At 67.9% G+C, this 15557-nt stretch carries 11 protein-coding genes; 3 read left to right on the top strand and 8 right to left on the bottom strand.

What is annotated here, in order from left to right; genetic code table 11:
• The first annotated feature begins 20 nt into the window (after positions 1-20).
• Together V3B30_RS09205 and V3B30_RS09210 are read left to right on the top strand one after the other, a co-directional pair.
• On the top strand, positions 21-1166 hold the full coding sequence (locus V3B30_RS09205) for a glycosyltransferase family 4 protein (protein WP_100473474.1): 1146 nt from the start codon (positions 21-23) through the stop codon (positions 1164-1166).
• On the top strand, positions 1159-2016 hold the full coding sequence (locus V3B30_RS09210; RefSeq protein WP_262082787.1) for a polysaccharide deacetylase family protein: 858 nt from the start codon (positions 1159-1161) through the stop codon (positions 2014-2016). Before V3B30_RS09205 ends, V3B30_RS09210 begins: the two co-directional genes overlap by 8 nt.
• Positions 2017-2090: 74 nt before the next feature.
• Here the strand turns inward: V3B30_RS09210 and glmM are convergent, their stop codons facing one another.
• The 5 genes from glmM to trpB all read right to left on the bottom strand — a co-directional run bounded on the left by glmM (position 2091) and on the right by trpB (position 7248).
• Positions 2091-3452 (bottom strand): phosphoglucosamine mutase, encoded by a 1362-nt coding sequence (glmM, locus tag V3B30_RS09215; RefSeq protein ID WP_100473476.1) that lies wholly within the window; start codon positions 3450-3452, stop codon positions 2091-2093.
• Positions 3452-4327: an acetyl-CoA carboxylase, carboxyltransferase subunit beta gene (gene accD / locus V3B30_RS09220; protein WP_005410473.1), complete on the bottom strand. Its 876-nt coding sequence runs from the start codon at positions 4325-4327 to the stop codon at positions 3452-3454. The genes glmM and accD overlap by 1 nt, the downstream gene beginning before the upstream one ends.
• A gap of 215 nt (positions 4328-4542) precedes the next feature.
• Positions 4543-5352 carry a tryptophan synthase subunit alpha gene (gene trpA / locus V3B30_RS09225; protein WP_262082788.1) on the bottom strand — a complete coding sequence of 270 codons (810 nt, stop codon included), beginning with the start codon at positions 5350-5352 and terminating at the stop codon, positions 4543-4545.
• A gap of 1 nt (position 5353) precedes the next feature.
• Positions 5354-6034, bottom strand: coding sequence for a hypothetical protein (locus V3B30_RS09230; protein ID WP_262082789.1), 681 nt, complete (start codon positions 6032-6034; stop codon positions 5354-5356).
• Positions 6031-7248 (bottom strand): tryptophan synthase subunit beta, encoded by a 1218-nt coding sequence (trpB, locus tag V3B30_RS09235; protein WP_014647880.1) that lies wholly within the window; start codon positions 7246-7248, stop codon positions 6031-6033. The genes V3B30_RS09230 and trpB overlap by 4 nt, the downstream gene beginning before the upstream one ends.
• 97 nt (positions 7249-7345) lie before the next feature.
• On the opposite strand from trpB, the gene V3B30_RS09240 reads away from it, so the two are divergent.
• Positions 7346-8233 (top strand): LysR family transcriptional regulator, encoded by an 888-nt coding sequence (locus V3B30_RS09240; RefSeq protein ID WP_262082790.1) that lies wholly within the window; start codon positions 7346-7348, stop codon positions 8231-8233.
• A gap of 70 nt (positions 8234-8303) precedes the next feature.
• On the opposite strand, the gene V3B30_RS09245 is transcribed toward V3B30_RS09240, so the two are convergent.
• From V3B30_RS09245 to V3B30_RS09255, 3 genes are read right to left on the bottom strand one after another with little or no spacing between them, the layout of a single operon-like run.
• On the bottom strand, positions 8304-9413 hold the full coding sequence (locus V3B30_RS09245) for a toxic anion resistance protein (protein ID WP_262082791.1): 1110 nt from the start codon (positions 9411-9413) through the stop codon (positions 8304-8306).
• A gap of 44 nt (positions 9414-9457) precedes the next feature.
• The gene (locus V3B30_RS09250) at positions 9458-10165 is read right to left on the bottom strand and encodes a hypothetical protein (RefSeq protein ID WP_329809649.1); all 708 of its coding nucleotides are present in this window, start codon (positions 10163-10165) and stop codon (positions 9458-9460) included.
• Positions 10162-15552, bottom strand: a complete 5391-nt coding sequence (locus tag V3B30_RS09255) for a DNA repair ATPase (RefSeq protein WP_262082793.1) — start codon at positions 15550-15552, stop codon at positions 10162-10164. The genes V3B30_RS09250 and V3B30_RS09255 overlap by 4 nt, the downstream gene beginning before the upstream one ends.
• Positions 15553-15557 lie beyond the last annotated feature (5 nt).

A 15557-nucleotide genomic window follows, 5' to 3' on the forward strand; every position in this document is an offset into this window, starting at 1 on the left:
CCCTCAAGGATCGACCCCGCATGAACCGTCCGCTGCGCATCCTGCACACCGAAGCCGCCAAGGGAATGGGCGGGCAGGAGATCTACATCTTCCGCCACATGCAGGTGATGCGTGCGCGTGGCCACGAGGTGGCGCTGCTGTGCCAGCCCGAGGCGCGACTGGCCCAGCTGGCACGCGATGATGGTTTCACCGTGCATACCCTGCGCATGGGCGGCCTGCTGCGCCTGCTGCGCGGCATTTGGTCGGTTTCGCGCCTGGTGCGCCGCGAGCGCTATGACGTGGTCAACACCACCAGCCGCCGTGATGCGCTGATTGCCGCCGCCGGCGCACGCCTGGGCGGCACGCCGCTGGTGGTGCGCTCGCGTCACCTGATGAGCCCGGTCAACTCGCTGCTGACCTATACCGGACTGCCGCACCGGGTGCTGACCGTCAGCGGCTTCGTCAAGCAGTTGCTGGCCGAGCGCGGCATTCCGGCCGAGCACATCGGTATCGTGCCGCCGATCGCAGTCCCCCCGCGCTGGAGCGAAATCCGCAAGGCCGATCCCTGGCAGTGCCTGCAGGAGGTACGCACGGAGGTACGCGCCGAGCTCGGCTTCGGCGAACAGGACATCGTAGTCGGCTGCGTGGCGGTATTGCGCGAACCCAAGGGCCATGCCGACCTGCTGCAGGCGATGGTACCGCTGTGCAAGACCCATCCGAACCTGCATCTGGTGGTGATCGGCGATGGCCAACCGGTCATGGATCGGCTGCAGGCGCTGCGCGATGAGCATGGCCTGCAGCAACAGGTGCATCTGCTCGGCTATCGTGATGGCGCGTGCCGGCTGATGGCCGGTTTGGACATCTTCGCCCTGGCCTCGCACAAGGAGGCTGCCGGTACCGTCTTCCTGGAGGCCGCCTATGTCGGGGTGCCGATCGTGGCCACGCGCGTGGGTGGCGTGCCGGAGATGGTGGTCGATGGCAGCAATGCGATCCTCACCCGGCTGGGCGACAATGCGGCCCTGACAGGCGCCCTGCGCCTGCTGGTGGACGATCCGGAACGGCGGCGGCAGATGGGCCGCGCTGGGTGGGACTGGATGCGCAGCGCGCGCCGATTCACCCCCGACGGCCACGGTGAAACCACCGAACACTATTACCACCAGTGGCTGAAGGAGCTGGGACATGGCTGATGCCCGAACCGTACCGGTGCTGATGCACCACCACGTCAGTCCGTCGCCGGGCATGATCACCGTGTCGCCGGAGAATTTCGAAAGCCAGATCGCATGGCTGGCCGGCAACGGCTGGACCTCGCTGACACTGGACCAGTACGCCGGTTTCCTGGCCGGCAAGCCGGTGCCGCGCAAGTCGATCGTGATCACCTTCGACGATGGCTACCTGGACAACTGGGTGTATGCGCACCCGGTCCTGCAGAAGTACGGCATGCACGCCGTGGTGTTCGTGGTCACCGGCTGGATGGGGGAAGGCCCGGAGCGGCCCCATGCGGGGCTTGCCGGGGCAATGTTGCCTGCCACACCGGACCACCGCAGCTGCGAAGCAGCGATCTATGAGCAGAACCGCAGCGACGACGTGATGATGCGCTGGAGCGAAGCGCGCGCGGCCATCGCCGCCGGCACCTTCGAAGTGCATTGCCACACCCATACCCACACCCGCTGGCTGCGCCGCGACGATCTGGACCGCGCACAGCGCCGTGCCGGCCTGAGCCATGACCTGGCAGTGTCGCGCAGCGTCCTGCAGGACAAGCTCGGCGAGGTGTCCGATACGCTGTGCTGGCCTTACGGCGATTTTGACCAGGACCACATCGAGGTGGCACGCGAGCAGGGTTTCCGCTACCTGCACACCACCCACCCGTTCGGCCGCAACGTGGTAGGCGGCGATCCGGAACGCATCTACCGCTTCGCGATCCGCAACCGTCCGGCGAGCTGGCTGCGCAAGCGCATCGCGCAGAGCTACAACCCGCTGATCGCACCGCTGTTCAATGGTTTCAAGGCACGCCAGAAGAAGATGGTGCCGGGGCCATAAGCAGCCCACCGCCCTGCCCCTTCAACGAAAACGCCCCGGCATTCCGGGGCGTTTTCGTTGAAGGGGCAGGCGCCTCAACTGGCGGCTTCACGTACCGCCGCGGAGAGGCGGTCCAGCGTCTGCTGCATCAGCGCGGCATCATCGGCTTCCACCGTGACCCGCACCACCGGCTCGGTACCGGACGGGCGCAGGAATGCACGACCACGGCCAGCCACCGATTGCTGTGCGACGGCCAGCGCGGCCTGCACGCTGTCGGCCTGCACCGTGGCCTTGGCCGAGACATTGCCCAGCCGCACGTTCACGGTCTTCTGCGGCACCCGCACCAGCCCCTTCAGTGCCTGGCGCAGGGTCTGCCCGCTGTTGCGCAGCGCCACCAGCACCTGTAGCGCACTGACGATACCGTCACCGGTGGTGGCCCGATCCAGGCACAGCAGGTGGCCGGAGGCTTCACCGCCGAGCACGCCACCGCCTTCGACCAGCGCCTGGTGCACGTAGCGATCACCGACATTGCTGCGCAGGAACGGAATCTGCAGATCGGCGAAGGCCTTCTCCACACCGTAGTTGCTCATCAGCGTGCCGACCACCGGACCATGCAGGCGGCCTTCGTCCTTCCAGGCGCGGGCCAGGATGTACAGCAGGTCATCGCCGTCGACCGGATTGCCCTGGTCGTCGGCCATCAGCACGCGGTCGCCATCGCCATCGAAGGCGATGCCGAGATCGGCGCGGGTTTCGCGGACCTTGGCCGCCAGGTTGTCGATATGGGTGGAGCCAACGCCGGCGTTGATGTTGACGCCGTTGGGCTCGGCACCAATGCCGATCACCTCCGCCCCCAGTTCGCGGAACAGCAGCGGCGCGATCTGGTAGGTGGCGCCGTGCGCGCAATCCAGCACCAGGCGTACGCCACGCAGGTCGAACGCGCGCGGCACGCTGGCCTTGCAGAACTCGATGTAGCGGCCGACCGCCTCGCGCGCGCGCGACGCCTTGCCCAGCTTCTCCGATTCAGCGGTGGTGAACGGAACGTCCAGCGCCGCTTCCAGGGCCAGCTCGGTGGCATCGTCGAGCTTCTCGCCCAGGGCGGAGAAGAACTTGATGCCGTTGTCGTAATGCGGGTTGTGCGAAGCGCTGATGACGATGCCGGCATCCACGCCCAGCGTGCGGGTCAGGAACGCCACCGCCGGGGTCGGCATTGGTCCCAGCAGCTGCACGTCGGCACCGGCGGCAACCAGGCCGGCCTCCAGCGCCGCTTCGAACATGTAGCCGGAAATGCGGGTGTCCTTGCCGATCACCACGATCGGCCGGCGCCCGTCCTGGCCGCGTTGCGCGACCAGGACACGGCCCAGGGCGTTGCCCAGGCGCAGCACGAAGTCGGCCGAGATCACGCCCTGGCCGACCCGTCCACGGATGCCATCAGTACCGAAGTACTTGCGGGCCCCCATCAAGCCACCTCCGGCGCCGGCTGGCGGCCCAGCATTGCCAGCAGGTCCGACAGGCGGTCGCGCATCTCGCGGCGGTCGCAGATCTGGTCGATGGCACCGTGCTCCAGCAGGAACTCCGAACGCTGGAAACCTTCCGGCAGCTTTTCGCGCACGGTCTGCTCGATCACGCGCGGGCCGGCGAAGCCGATCAGTGCCTGCGGCTCGGCGATGTTGATGTCGCCCAGCATCGCGAAGGAGGCCGACACGCCACCGGTGGTCGGGTGGGTCAACACCGAAATATATGGCAGGCCGGCTTCGCGCAGCTTGCCCAGCGCAGCCGAGGTCTTGGCCATCTGCATCAGCGAGAACAGGCCTTCCTGCATGCGGGCGCCGCCGCTCTGCGAGAAGCACACGTAGGGCGCACCGATCTCGACCGCGGTTTCCGCGGCCAGCGCGAAACGCTCGCCGACCACCGATCCCATCGAGCCGCCCATGAAGGCAAAGTCGAACGACGATGCCACCAGCGCACGGCCCTTGAGCAGGCCGCGCATGGCGATCAGTGCGTCGTACTCGCCGGTGTTCTTCTGCGCGATCTTGATGCGCTCGCTGTACTTCTTCTGGTCCTTGAACTTGAGCAGGTCGGTCGGCCCAAGGCGCGCACCGATCTCGGTGGTGCTGTCGGCGTCGAACAGGGCGGCCAGGCGCGCACGCGCGCGGATCGCCATGTGATGGCCGCACTTCGGGCAGACTTCCAGGTTCTCTTCCAGTTCCGGACGGTACAACGCGCTGCCGCAGTTGCTGCACTTTTCCCACAGGCCCTCGGGGACACTGCGCTTCTTGCTGGGGGTGTTGTCGGTGCGGATGCCGGACGGCATCAACTTGCTGAGCCAACTCATGCGGGAGGACACTTCCGTTCAGGGCGGCCCGGAGGCCGCAAAGGCGGACAGTCTAGCTCCGCTTTCCCCGCCCGTGCACCCCCTTGCCAGCCATGGGGCCGCCGGAAAAAACCATGCTGGGACGTACGTTTAGGTGCTGGAAGTGCAGGCCACTGGCCGGCAGCCCTTGCGTGCAGGCGGGTATGGAGGCTGCCGGCCTGCGGCCGGCAGCCTTGTTACGCGTCCAGCGCCTGTCGCAGCGGGGCCAGGAAGGCCCGGGCGCGCTGCGCAGCCTCTTCAGCCGAGCCCGCTTCGGCCAATGCCGCCACCAGCGCGCTGCCTACCACCACGCCATCGGCCTGGCGGGCCATGGCTGCGGCACTGGCGGCATCCTTGATGCCGAAGCCTGCCACCACCGGCACCGACGCGCGCGCACGCAATGCCTGCAGGCGGGCGCTGGCGGCTTCGCTGTCCAGGCGCTCGGACGCGCCGGTGACACCGGCAAAGCTGACGTAGTAGAGATAGCCACGGGCCAGCGCCAGCAACTTGTCGGCACGCGCCTCGCTGGTGGTCGGTGACGCCAGCAGGACCAGGGCCAGGCCGGCCGCATCAAATGCCTGCAGCGCCTCGCCCGCTTCTTCCGGCGGCAGGTCGACCAGCAGCACGCCGTCCACGCCTGCGTCCACGGCAGCCTTGGCGAAGGCCGCGTAACCATGGATCTCCACCGGGTTCAGGTAGCCCATCAGCACGACCGGAGTCTTCGCATCGCGCTCGCGGAACTTCGCCACAGCCTGCAGGACGTAGCGGCTGCCGGCACCGCGCGCCAGCGCGCGCTCGGAGCTGCGCTGGATGGTCGGGCCGTCGGCCATCGGGTCGGAGAACGGCACGCCGAGTTCGATCACGTCGGCGCCGGCATCGGCCAGTGCGTGCATGACCGGCACGGTGGCCTCCAACGAGGGATCACCGGCCGTGACGAAGGGGATCAGCGCCTTGCGCTGTTGTTCGCGCAGACGCTGGAAACAGGCATCGAGTCGGGATACGGACATTTCAGGCACATCCTTCAATCAGTTCAATCGCATCGCTGGTTCCCCAGTACATCCGGGTGACCTTCCCTTCAAACAATTCCAGGCGGATACCCAGGTCCGAGCCCGGGTCCTGCCAGGTGAGGTACTCGCCCTGGTCACCGTCGTAGGCATGCGGGCTGGATACCGGCGGCTTCGGGAACTGGGCCATGGCCTGGGCGCGCGTCATGCCGACCCGCAGGCCGAACGGACCGGGCTGCTGGGTCGGCGCCCCGCTCTCCGGGTCCAGGCCGAGATCGAAACGGACGACGCGATCTTCATCGGTCATCATCGACACGCCGGGTGGCAGCCCCTTGCCGTCGTAGTACTCGCAACTGCCGCCGATGGCTTCGACCGCCCCTTGTGCCGTCCATGGCCCGAGTGCCTTCAGATCAGCCATATGCTGGCCGATCAGCACCTCGCCGGCATGATCCAGCGCCACCGAGGCCACCGCGGGCGCGTCGTCGCTGTCCGCGCCTTCCGCCGACGGCGGATCGACGATCGGCGCGCGCGCGATCAGGTCGAGGTCGTCGTTGGCGGCCGACTGCTGTGCCGGCTGCGTGGTGGCCTTGGCGGCCGGTGCCAGTACCGGCGGCTCCGGCGGCTGGCACGCGGCCAACCCCAGCGCCAGCAGCAGCACGCCACTGTTCCGCAGCAGCGCGCTCACAGCACCAGCCCTTCGCGCGCGGCGATGGTATGCACGTCCTTGTCGCCACGGCCGGACAGATTGCACAGCACGATCTGGTCACGCGGACGCTCACGCGCCAGCTTGATCGCCTGTGCCAGCGCATGGCTGGACTCCAGCGCCGGCAGGATGCCCTCGGTATGCGCCAGCAGGTGGAAGGCCTGCAGTGCTTCTTCATCGGTGATGCCGAGGTAGCGTGCACGGCCGGTGTCGGCCAGGAATGCGTGCTCGGGGCCGACGCCCGGATAGTCCAGGCCGGCCGACACCGAATGGGTCTCGATGATCTGGCCGTCGTCGTCGCACAGCACATAGGTGCGGTTGCCATGCAGCACGCCCGGGCGACCGGCAGCGATCGACGCGGCGTGGCGGCCGGTGCTGATGCCATCGCCTGCGGCTTCGGCGCCGACGATCTCGACCTGGCGATCGTTGAGGAAGGCATGGAACAGGCCGATGGCATTGCTGCCACCACCGACGCAGGCGGTGATCGCATCGGGCAGGCGGCCGTACTCGGCCAGCATCTGCTCGCGTGCTTCGCGGCCGACGATGGCGTTGAAATCGCGCACCATGCGCGGATAGGGATCCGGGCCGGCAACCGTACCGATGATGTAGAAGGTGTCCTGCACATTGGTCACCCAGTCGCGCATCGCTTCGTTGAGCGCGTCCTTCAGGGTGGCCGAGCCGGAGGTGACCGGCACCACCGTCGCGCCGAGCAGCTTCATGCGGTAGACGTTGATCTTCTGCCGCTCGATGTCGGTGGCGCCCATGTACACCACGCACTCCAGGCCCAGCCGCGCGGCAACGGTGGCGCTGGCCACGCCGTGCTGGCCGGCACCGGTCTCGGCGATGATGCGCTTCTTGCCCATCCGCGCCGCCAGCAGCGCCTGGCCGATGGTGTTGTTGATCTTGTGCGCGCCGGTGTGGTTCAGGTCCTCACGCTTGAGCAGGATCTGCGCGCCGCCAACATGGTCGCTCAGGCGCTGGGCGTGGTAGATCGGGCTCGGCCGGCCCACGTAGTGGGCCAGGTCGCGGTCGTAGGCGGCCTGGAATGCCGGGTCCTGGCGGGCCTGGTCATAGGCCTGCGCCAGTTCCTGCAGCGGGCCGACCAGGGTTTCGGCAACGAAGCTGCCGCCGTAGCGGCCGAAATGGCCCTGGGCATCCGGGAAGGCGTGGTAGTCGGCAATGGGGGAGGCAGACATGGAAGCGACCGCTGGTTCGAGACAGGTGGATACTCTAGCGCACGGGTCATGACCGGAAAATGGATATTATCTGGCGTATATCGTCAGGAAATCTCACATGAGTCGTTCCTTGCTGCCACCGCTCAATGCGCTGCGCGCGTTCGAGGCCACCGCCCGCCTGGGCGGGGTTGGCCGTGCCGCGCAGGATCTGCACGTCACCCACGGTGCGGTCAGCCGGCAGCTGAAGCTGCTGGAAGACCACCTCGGCCTGGCACTGTTCCAGCGTGCCGGCCGCGGCCTGCGCCTGACCGCTGCGGGCACGCGCCTGCAGGCAGCATGCAGCGAGGCCTTCAGCGGCATCGAAGACTGCGTGCGCGAACTGCGGCGGCCGGCGGCGGCCCCGGCGCTGGTGCTGGGCTGCAGTGGCAGCGTGCTGGCGCGCTGGATGATTCCGCGCCTGCCCGCGCTGCAGGCCGCCCTGCCCGGCGTACGCCTGCAGTGGTCGGCGCTGGATGGCAGCTTCACCGAGGCGCAGGCCGCACTGGATGCGGTGCTGTTGCTGGCGCAGGGGCCATGGCCCCGGGGCTGGCAGGTGCGTGAGCTGGCGCCGGAGCGGGTCGGCGTGGTGGTGGCCCCCTCGCATCCGGCGGCGCTGCGCCTGCGGCATGTACCACCCTCGGCACTGCTGCTGGAGACGCTGCTGCACACCAGCTCACGGCCGCAGGCGTGGCCGGCGTGGGCGCAGGCGCACCAATTGGACACCGCGAAGCTGCAGCTGGGTACCGCCTTCGAGCACCTGTACTACCTGCTGGAAGCCGCAGTGGCCGGGCTGGGTCCGGCAATCGCCCCCGAGCCGCTGGTGGCCGAAGACCTGGCCGCCGGGCGACTGGTCGCGCCGTGGGGGTTTGCCGCCACCGGTGGTTTCTGGGTGCTGGCGCGACCGGACGGACCGGCCGATGCACGCGTGGATGCGCTGGCCGACTGGCTGGGCCAGCAACTCCGCTGACAGCAAAAAGGGGACGGAGGGGATTAAGTCGGAAGTGGCACAAACGACTTAATTCCCTCCGTCCCCTTTTTCAGCTGGCGGTCGGGGTGGCCAGCCGCTGCTGCAGGTCCTCGCGCAGCCGCGACAGTTCCACTTCGGCCTGCTGCCGCTGCTGCATGCCTTCGCGATGGATGCTGCGCACTTCCTCGACCGTGGCGATCAACTGGTCGTGCACGTGGCGCAGCGTGGCCACGTCGATCACGCCGCGCTGGTTGCTGCGCGCGGTATCCACCGAGGCCTGGCGCAGCAGGTCGGCATTGCCGCGCATCAGCTCGTTGGTGGCATCGTCGATGGCGGTGGACAGCTCGACCGCGGCCTTCTGCTCGCCCAGCGAAAGCTGGATGGCGAACTGGCGCTTCCACGACGGGATGGTGATCTCGCGCACCGTGTTGAACTTCTCGATCAGCTGCAGCGCGTTGGCCTGGATCAGGCGGATCATCGGTAGTGACTGATCGGCCGCGTGCTGCATCAGCTGCAGGTCGGACACGCGCTTTTCGATCAGGCGGATCGCGTTGTCGACTTCACCCTGGCGGATGCGCTGCTGCGGATCCTCACTGCCCTGCCCGGCCAGCTGCTCGGCCCGCAGTTCGGCCAGTCGCTGCTTGCCGGCGGCGGCATACAAGCCGAGCGCATGGCGTTCTTCACGGACGATGTCGTGCATGCGGTCGAACTCGCCCACGCGCTTGCCCATCAGCGCCTGTTGCACACCGACATCGCCCAGCAACTGCTCGATCTGCGCGTTGGTGTCGCTGAACTTCTGCACCAGCTCGCCCTTGGATACGCGCAGGCGGTCGATCAGGCCACCGATCACCGGCACCTTCGACCGCTGGGCGAAGCCGTCCAGCTTCAGGCTGCGCGCGATGCGCACCACTTCGCCCAGTTTCTCGCCGCTGGCATCCAGATCACGATTGCGCACCTGGTCCAGCAACTGGCTGGAAAACGCTGCGGTGCGCGTGGCCGCTTCGCGCCCGAACACCTGCAGGTTGCCCGGGCGCAGGTCATCCAGCTCCAGACGGATCTCGGCGATGCGCGGCAGATCCTCGCGGACCAGGCCCAGCGCCTGCAGTGCGCCTTCATCAAGCGCAGTGCCGGTGGTGGTGCCGGGCACGAGGGCACCGGGGCTCTGGCTGTCCTGGGTCATCGGGCAGTCTCCTTGCAGTTGGGTAAGCGGCAGCGGCGGCCGGCTCAAGGCAGTCTAGCCTGAGCTGCGGCTACCTCGTCATCGATCTGTGCGTGCAGCGAGGCGGCCTTCGCGGCCAGTGTGGCGCCGGCCGCGGCCTGGCCCGCCACGGCGGCCTGCCGCCAGGCCGGCAACAGGACGTCATGGATGCGCGCGAAGCGTTGCAGCAGCACGATGTCCTGGTCCTGCAGCAGCTGCCATTGATGGGCTTCCAGACGGCGCAGCGAGGCCAGCCGGCGAAGATGATCCAGCCGTTGCGACAGCGCGGCCTGGCCGGCGATATCCAGCGACGTCAGCCGCGCCGCAGCCAGCCCGACCCAGTCGTCCAGCGCTGCGGCCGCCGCTGAGTGCTCGGCGATGGCCATGGCCCGCAGCTGCAGGTGCTGCTGCAGGTGCTGGGCCTGCTCACGCGCCTGCAGGGCCAGCACGCCCAGCTGCGACTGCAGCGCACGCCCTTCCGCCTCGCGATCGACATCGCGCCCCAGCAATCGGCCCCACCAGCTCTCCTGCTGCCGGATCTGCGCCGGGTTATCGGCCTGCAGGGCCAGCGCGATGCGTGCCAGTGCCGCCACCAGGCCTTCGCCCGCGCCCGGCGGCAACGGTGTTTCGCGCCGCGCCAGCGCCTGCAGCAACGGCGCACCATAGTCGGCCAGCACGGCGACATCGGCCGTGTCCGGCAAGCTTGGTGGCGGCAGTGGCGCCTGCGTGGTCACGGCAGCGGCGGCGGCTTCGGTGTCGTTGCCGGAATGTCCTCGCTGTCGCCCGGCGGCAACGACTCGCCATAGAAGTGGCGCATCAGGGCTTCATCCAGCGCGCGCTCCTCCGGCGTCGTGGCACGGCGCACGCGCGCACGCTGCGCCACCACACTGTTCGGCACGCCACGCTCGACCTGCTGCCGCGCCCAGCCGGCGAATGCGGCCAGGGTCTGCGACACCTGTGCCTGCTGCGCCTGCGATGCCGCCAACAATTCCACCAACGGCGCCAGGCCAGCCTGCAGGTCGTCGGCCAGGACCGTGGCCGGCACGCTGGGGGCCGCCGCGACCGGCTCCGGCGCGGTGGCTGCGGGACGGGTTTCAGAAAGGCGATGCAAGGCCTCCAGCAACGCCGGCCACGGTGCCGGGTCGGCAACGGCGATCGCCTCCGGCGCCGGCGGTGGCAGCTGCAGGGCGGTGGCGATGTCGGCCAGCTGCGCAACCACGCGCCCCCCGACATCGCTGTCGTCGGCACCCATGGCCTTGTTGCGCAGGAAATCGCGCTTGATCTGCGTCCATCGCTGCGCCTGCGTGTCGTCCAGCACGCCGCGCAGTTCGGCCAGCTTCAACAGGTTTTCTTCGGCGCCGGTGGTCAGCAGCTGTGCCTCGCCCAGGTAGTGGTCGGAGATCAACTGCTGCAGCTCGTCCTCGTTCATCACCGGCGAGATCTTCTCGGCCAGCTTGTTCATGTTGCGGTAGCTGCCCTGGAGCCGGAACGGCGGCTCGGTACGGTAGCGATCGTCCTGCGCGGCACTGGCGATGTACTGCTGGTTGACCCGGTAGACCACGTCGCGCACGCGCAGCATGCGCTGCAGGGTGGCGGTGATTTCATTGATTTCCGCGCTGCTGTAGGCGTGGCTGAGACCGTTGGTCGAGACTTCCTTGCCCATCGCACGGTCGACCAGCACGTACAGGTCAGCCATGTCGCGCGTGGCCAGCGGCGCCAGCACCGGGTTGGACGTCAGGCTGTTCTCGATGTAGCTGAGGGTAAAGGCCGCCTCCATGCCACCGAGCACATCACCGAGGTTGTAGATGTCGGCACGGTTGGCCAGCATGTCGGGAATCTTGAACACTTCGCCGGACTCGGTGTACGGGTTGCCGGCCATCACCACGCAGAACTTCTTGCCGCGCATGTCATAGGTGCGGGTGCGACCACGCCACACACCCTCGATACGGCGGGTACCATCGCACAGCGAGATGAACTTCTGCAGGAATTCGGGATGGGTGTGCTGGATGTCGTCCACATACAGCATGGTGTTGTTGCCCATCTCCAGCGCCAGGTTGAGCTTCTCCAGTTCCTGCCGCGAGGTCGCGTCCGGTGCCTGTGCCGGGTCCAGCGAGCGCACCTCGTGACCCAGCGCCGGGCCGTTGATCTTCATGAAGACCAGGCCCAGTCGGTGCGCCACATATTCCATCAGCGTGGTCTTGCCGTAGCCCGGGGGCGAAATCATCATCAGCAGACCCATCAGATCGCTGCGCTTGTTCTCGCCGACCGTGCCCATCTGCTTGGCCAGGTTGTCACCGATCACGCCCAGGTAGACATCGTTGATCAGCCTGTTCCGCACGAACGAGGACAGCGGCCGCGCCTTGAACTCGGAAAGCCGCAGGGTCTCGCGCTCGCGGCCGATGATGCCCTGTCGCAGTGCCTGGTAGGCATGGAATGCCGGCACGAAGTCGCGCAGGTGCTGCTGCAGGCGCGTGAGGAAATCATCCAGCGATACCACCAGCGTGCCGTTGCTGATGCGCGCATGTTCACCCAGCAGGCCACTGACCTCCGCCTGCAACGCGGTGTCGCGGGCACGGGTGCTCAGCTGGCGCTGCACCAGCAGCAGTGCCGCGGCCTCGTCGACGTATCCGGCATGCAGGGCATGCGCCGGCAGCCGCGCCAGCGCACGCAGCCACTGCCCGGCCAGCGCCCAGCGCGTGGCCAGCGGATCCTGGCTGCGCTGCAGGGCGCGTTCGACCGCCTCACGCTGCCCGGCCTGCTCCAGCTGCTGCTGTAGCGCATCCAGCAGCGCCACCGCATGGCGACTGCTGCTGAACACCGGCTCGCCGGTCGCCAGCTCTTCGCCCAGGTAGGCGGCCGCAGCCTCTGCAGCATCGGCATCGAACGGCAACGCGTGGGATTGCGTGTACGCCAGCAGTGCCTCGGCCATTTCAGCACGCAACGCCAGCCGCCCTTCGTCGGACCCCAGCAGGCGTGCCAGCGCTTCGGCACCCATCTGTCGGCCCGGCCATTGCGCCACGGCTTCGCGCCGCTGCTCGGCAGCCCAGAACAGCAGTGCCAGCGCACGCACCCGCGGTGCATGGCGCAGGCTGCCGGCCGCCTGCTGCAGGGGCAGCAATGCACGCAGTATCAGTGCGGCATCATGGTCATGGATGCCGCGCTCGTAGCCTTCGCGGTAGCGCGGTGCGGCGAACGCACGCACGCGCTGGTCCAGTGCTTCGGGGGTGGCGGCTTCATGCTGCAACGTGGCCAGATCGAGGCCGTCGCTGCCCTCCTGCGCGGCCATCAGCAGGCTGCCGGCCAGATACTCGCCGCGATACAGCGTGGGCGATTCCGAGTCCAGGGTGACCGGCCAGAACGGCTTCAGTGCATCCAGCTCCGGGTCGTGCAGGGTTTCAAGGAAGTCGGTGCCGGTCAGGTGGATCGCCAGCGTATCGCCCCGCGGCAGCAGGGTCAGATCCAGCGCCTGGGTGTTGACGCTGAAGCGGTGCCGCGGTCCCAGCCGCACCACGTTGCCGCCCGCTTCGTACAGATCACTGCGGTCGCGCAGCTGGCGCACCGCCTGGTCACGCACGCCTTTCAGCCGCGCCTCGATGTCGTCGGCCTTGACGTTGTCATGCAACGCGCGCAGGCGTTCGGCCAGCTCACGCAGCTTGAGGATCAGCGGATCGCCGGCGAAGAACGCATTGAGCTCGTCGGCGGTGGCGAAGCGCTCGGTGCGCTTGGCCAGACCATCGAGAATGCGGTTGGCCGCATCCAGCACCGAACGCGCCTTGCGCTGGCGGTCATCCAGCAGTGCCTGCTTGTGCGTCTCGAAGGCTTCGACCAGCTCTTCGCGTTTGCTCAGGATGTCGCCGAGGAACTGCTCGTGTTCGCCGAACTGGCTTTCCAGCTCCTCCAACTGCACCAACAGGCGCGAAAGCTGCTCGTCGGCGCGTTCGGGGTCGGTGGCCAGCGCCAGCGCGCTGGTGATCGACTGCGAGAACAGCGCGAACTGCGCGGCAAACTGCGCCACGGCCTCGGCCGAACCCAGCGACCGGCGACGCTGGTCGGCGCGCGCGCGCGCCTGGTTGAGGCGCCCGTACAGCACCGAGATCGACTCGACCACGCGGGTGCGGGCAGTGGCATCGTCCACCTTCAGGCCGGCCATCAGCTCGGACAGCATGTCCAGGTCGGCGGCCATGCCACGCAACCCTTCCAGCTGCTCGTCCAGCTGGCGGGCGCTCTGTGCCTGCTGCGCCGCTTCATCCAGCGCCTGCAGGCGCGTGGCCAGCGGCGCCAGCGCGGCGTCGCCAGCGAGGAAATCACCCGTGGCGGCGCCGACGCGGTCCTGCGCCTCCACCAGCTCGGCCGCCATCACTTCGATGCGCGCGGTGTCGATGTAGCGCAGCTCGCGGATGGTCAACAGGCGTCCGCGCAGTGCAGTGATTGCGTTGAGGGCCTCGACGAAGGCCTGCACCTCGTTCCAGTTCTGCGGCTGCAGCCGGCCCAGCAGCGCCTTGTGCGCGGCCTCTGCCTCGACCATCGCCTGTGCCGACTGCTGGCGGATCGACTGCACCTTCTCGTATTCGTCCAGCACCGATTCGCCGGTGGCGCTGATCTGCCGCAGCAGCGCCTCGGCACCATCGCAGGCCGCGTCGCCCAGCCAGTGGTGGGCATCGAACAGGCGCCGGGTATCAGCTACCAGTCGCTGGTAACGCTGTACCGACACGTCCTGGCCATCGATCTCGCGTGCGAGGTTGAACAGGTTGGAAATGCCGCGCACCAGTTCGGCGTTGCCGATGCGGCCCATGAAGGTGTTGCCAGGCGGCCGGCTGGCGGCGAATTCGTCACTGCTGAACGGTGTGTGCCAGACCTGCATCGGATGGATGCGGGTGGGTTCGCTGCCTTCGGCATGGAACAGCACCATGCGCCCGTCCTGCAACAAGGCGTAGCCATGGCCGAACACCGGGTTCTGCAATATGCGCTGGATGGTGTTGTAGACGAACAGAGCCGAGCGCCCGCCCTCGCGCTCGTAGAAGATGTACAGCACGTCCTCGCCGTTCGGCGAACGGATACTGCGCTTGAACTGCATGCCGGCCATCGAGGCGTCGAATGCCTTGTGCTCGCCGCCCTGCAGGTAATAGCCGCCCGGGAAAATCACGCCGTGGTCTTCGGGCAGCTGCACGCAGGCCTGCACGATCGCATCGTTGCGCACGATGCCGCCGGTCAGCGTGTTGTAGATCAGGCCGCGCCATTCCGTCTCCCGGTAGGGCAGCACCTTCAGCAGGACCAGCGAACCAACCCGTGCGAATTCGAACTGGGCGTCGTCCAGCGACTGCGTACTGTCCTCCACCGGTTCGCTGTAGATGCCCTGCCCGGTTTCGGTGTTGTTCTCGACCTTGATGGTGAGGTCGCCGCCAGTGGTCTCCACGAACAGGGTGTCGAGGATGTTCAGGTGCGAATGGCGGCCATTGACCGCCAGGTCGCGGGTGGCCCTTGTCCATTCGAAGTCGAACGGCGGCGGCAGTGCGATATCGCGCTCGCCGCGCGCATCCAGATAGGTCAGCTCGCCATCGCGCGCCAGCGCCCAGCGGAACACGCGCACGTCGCTGCTGCGCTCGCCGATCTGGAACGAGGCCAGCAGCTTGTCGCCCACCACGATCAGCTGCAGCAGGCGTGCGTGCTTGTAGTAGGCGTACAGCTCGTTGAAGTCGTGCACGAAGCCGGGCTGGTCGAGGAAGCTGCCCTTCAGCTCCAGCGCGGCGACGTCGTAGCCGTCGCTGCCCTGCACCAACCGGTACAGGCCGAACACATCCTCGATACGGGTCTGGGTCTTCAGCCCGATGAACACGTTGTAGCCGAACAGCAGGCGGTCCGGCCCGACCTGCACGATGTCACGGCCGACGCAGTTGTTTTCGCTGCGGATGCGGAAGCGCCCGACCACCTCCAGGCGGCTGTCACCGAACTCGGCCAGGCGCTGGCGGTTGAGCGTTTCGGCCAGGCCCTGCAGGCGCTGGCCCTGCTCGGCCAGGCGGCGGCGCAGGACTTCGTAGGCGCCGCCTTGGGCAACGGCCTGGTCGACGGTATTGCCGCCGGCCTCCGGTGCAGTGGATTCGGCGGACGGATGGGTATCAGACATCAGCA

The organism is Stenotrophomonas sp. SMYL41 (assembly GCF_036319965.1).
Classification (GTDB): Bacteria; Pseudomonadota; Gammaproteobacteria; order Xanthomonadales; family Xanthomonadaceae; genus Stenotrophomonas; species Stenotrophomonas maltophilia_R.

Bases quoted from the DNA above. Each gene is read 5' to 3' on its own strand.
- V3B30_RS09205 (WP_100473474.1), top strand. From the start codon at position 21: ATGAACCGTCCGCTGCGCATCCTGCACACCGAAGCCGCCAAGGGAATG.
- V3B30_RS09210 (WP_262082787.1), top strand. From the start codon at position 1,159: ATGGCTGATGCCCGAACCGTACCGGTGCTGATGCACCACCACGTCAGT.
- glmM (WP_100473476.1), bottom strand. From the start codon at position 3,452: ATGGGGGCCCGCAAGTACTTCGGTACTGATGGCATCCGTGGACGGGTC.
- accD (WP_005410473.1), bottom strand. From the start codon at position 4,327: ATGAGTTGGCTCAGCAAGTTGATGCCGTCCGGCATCCGCACCGACAAC.
- trpA (WP_262082788.1), bottom strand. From the start codon at position 5,352: ATGTCCGTATCCCGACTCGATGCCTGTTTCCAGCGTCTGCGCGAACAA.
- trpB (WP_014647880.1), bottom strand. From the start codon at position 7,248: ATGTCTGCCTCCCCCATTGCCGACTACCACGCCTTCCCGGATGCCCAG.
- V3B30_RS09240 (WP_262082790.1), top strand. From the start codon at position 7,346: ATGAGTCGTTCCTTGCTGCCACCGCTCAATGCGCTGCGCGCGTTCGAG.
- V3B30_RS09245 (WP_262082791.1), bottom strand. From the start codon at position 9,413: ATGACCCAGGACAGCCAGAGCCCCGGTGCCCTCGTGCCCGGCACCACC.
- V3B30_RS09255 (WP_262082793.1), bottom strand. From the start codon at position 15,552: ATGTCTGATACCCATCCGTCCGCCGAATCCACTGCACCGGAGGCCGGC.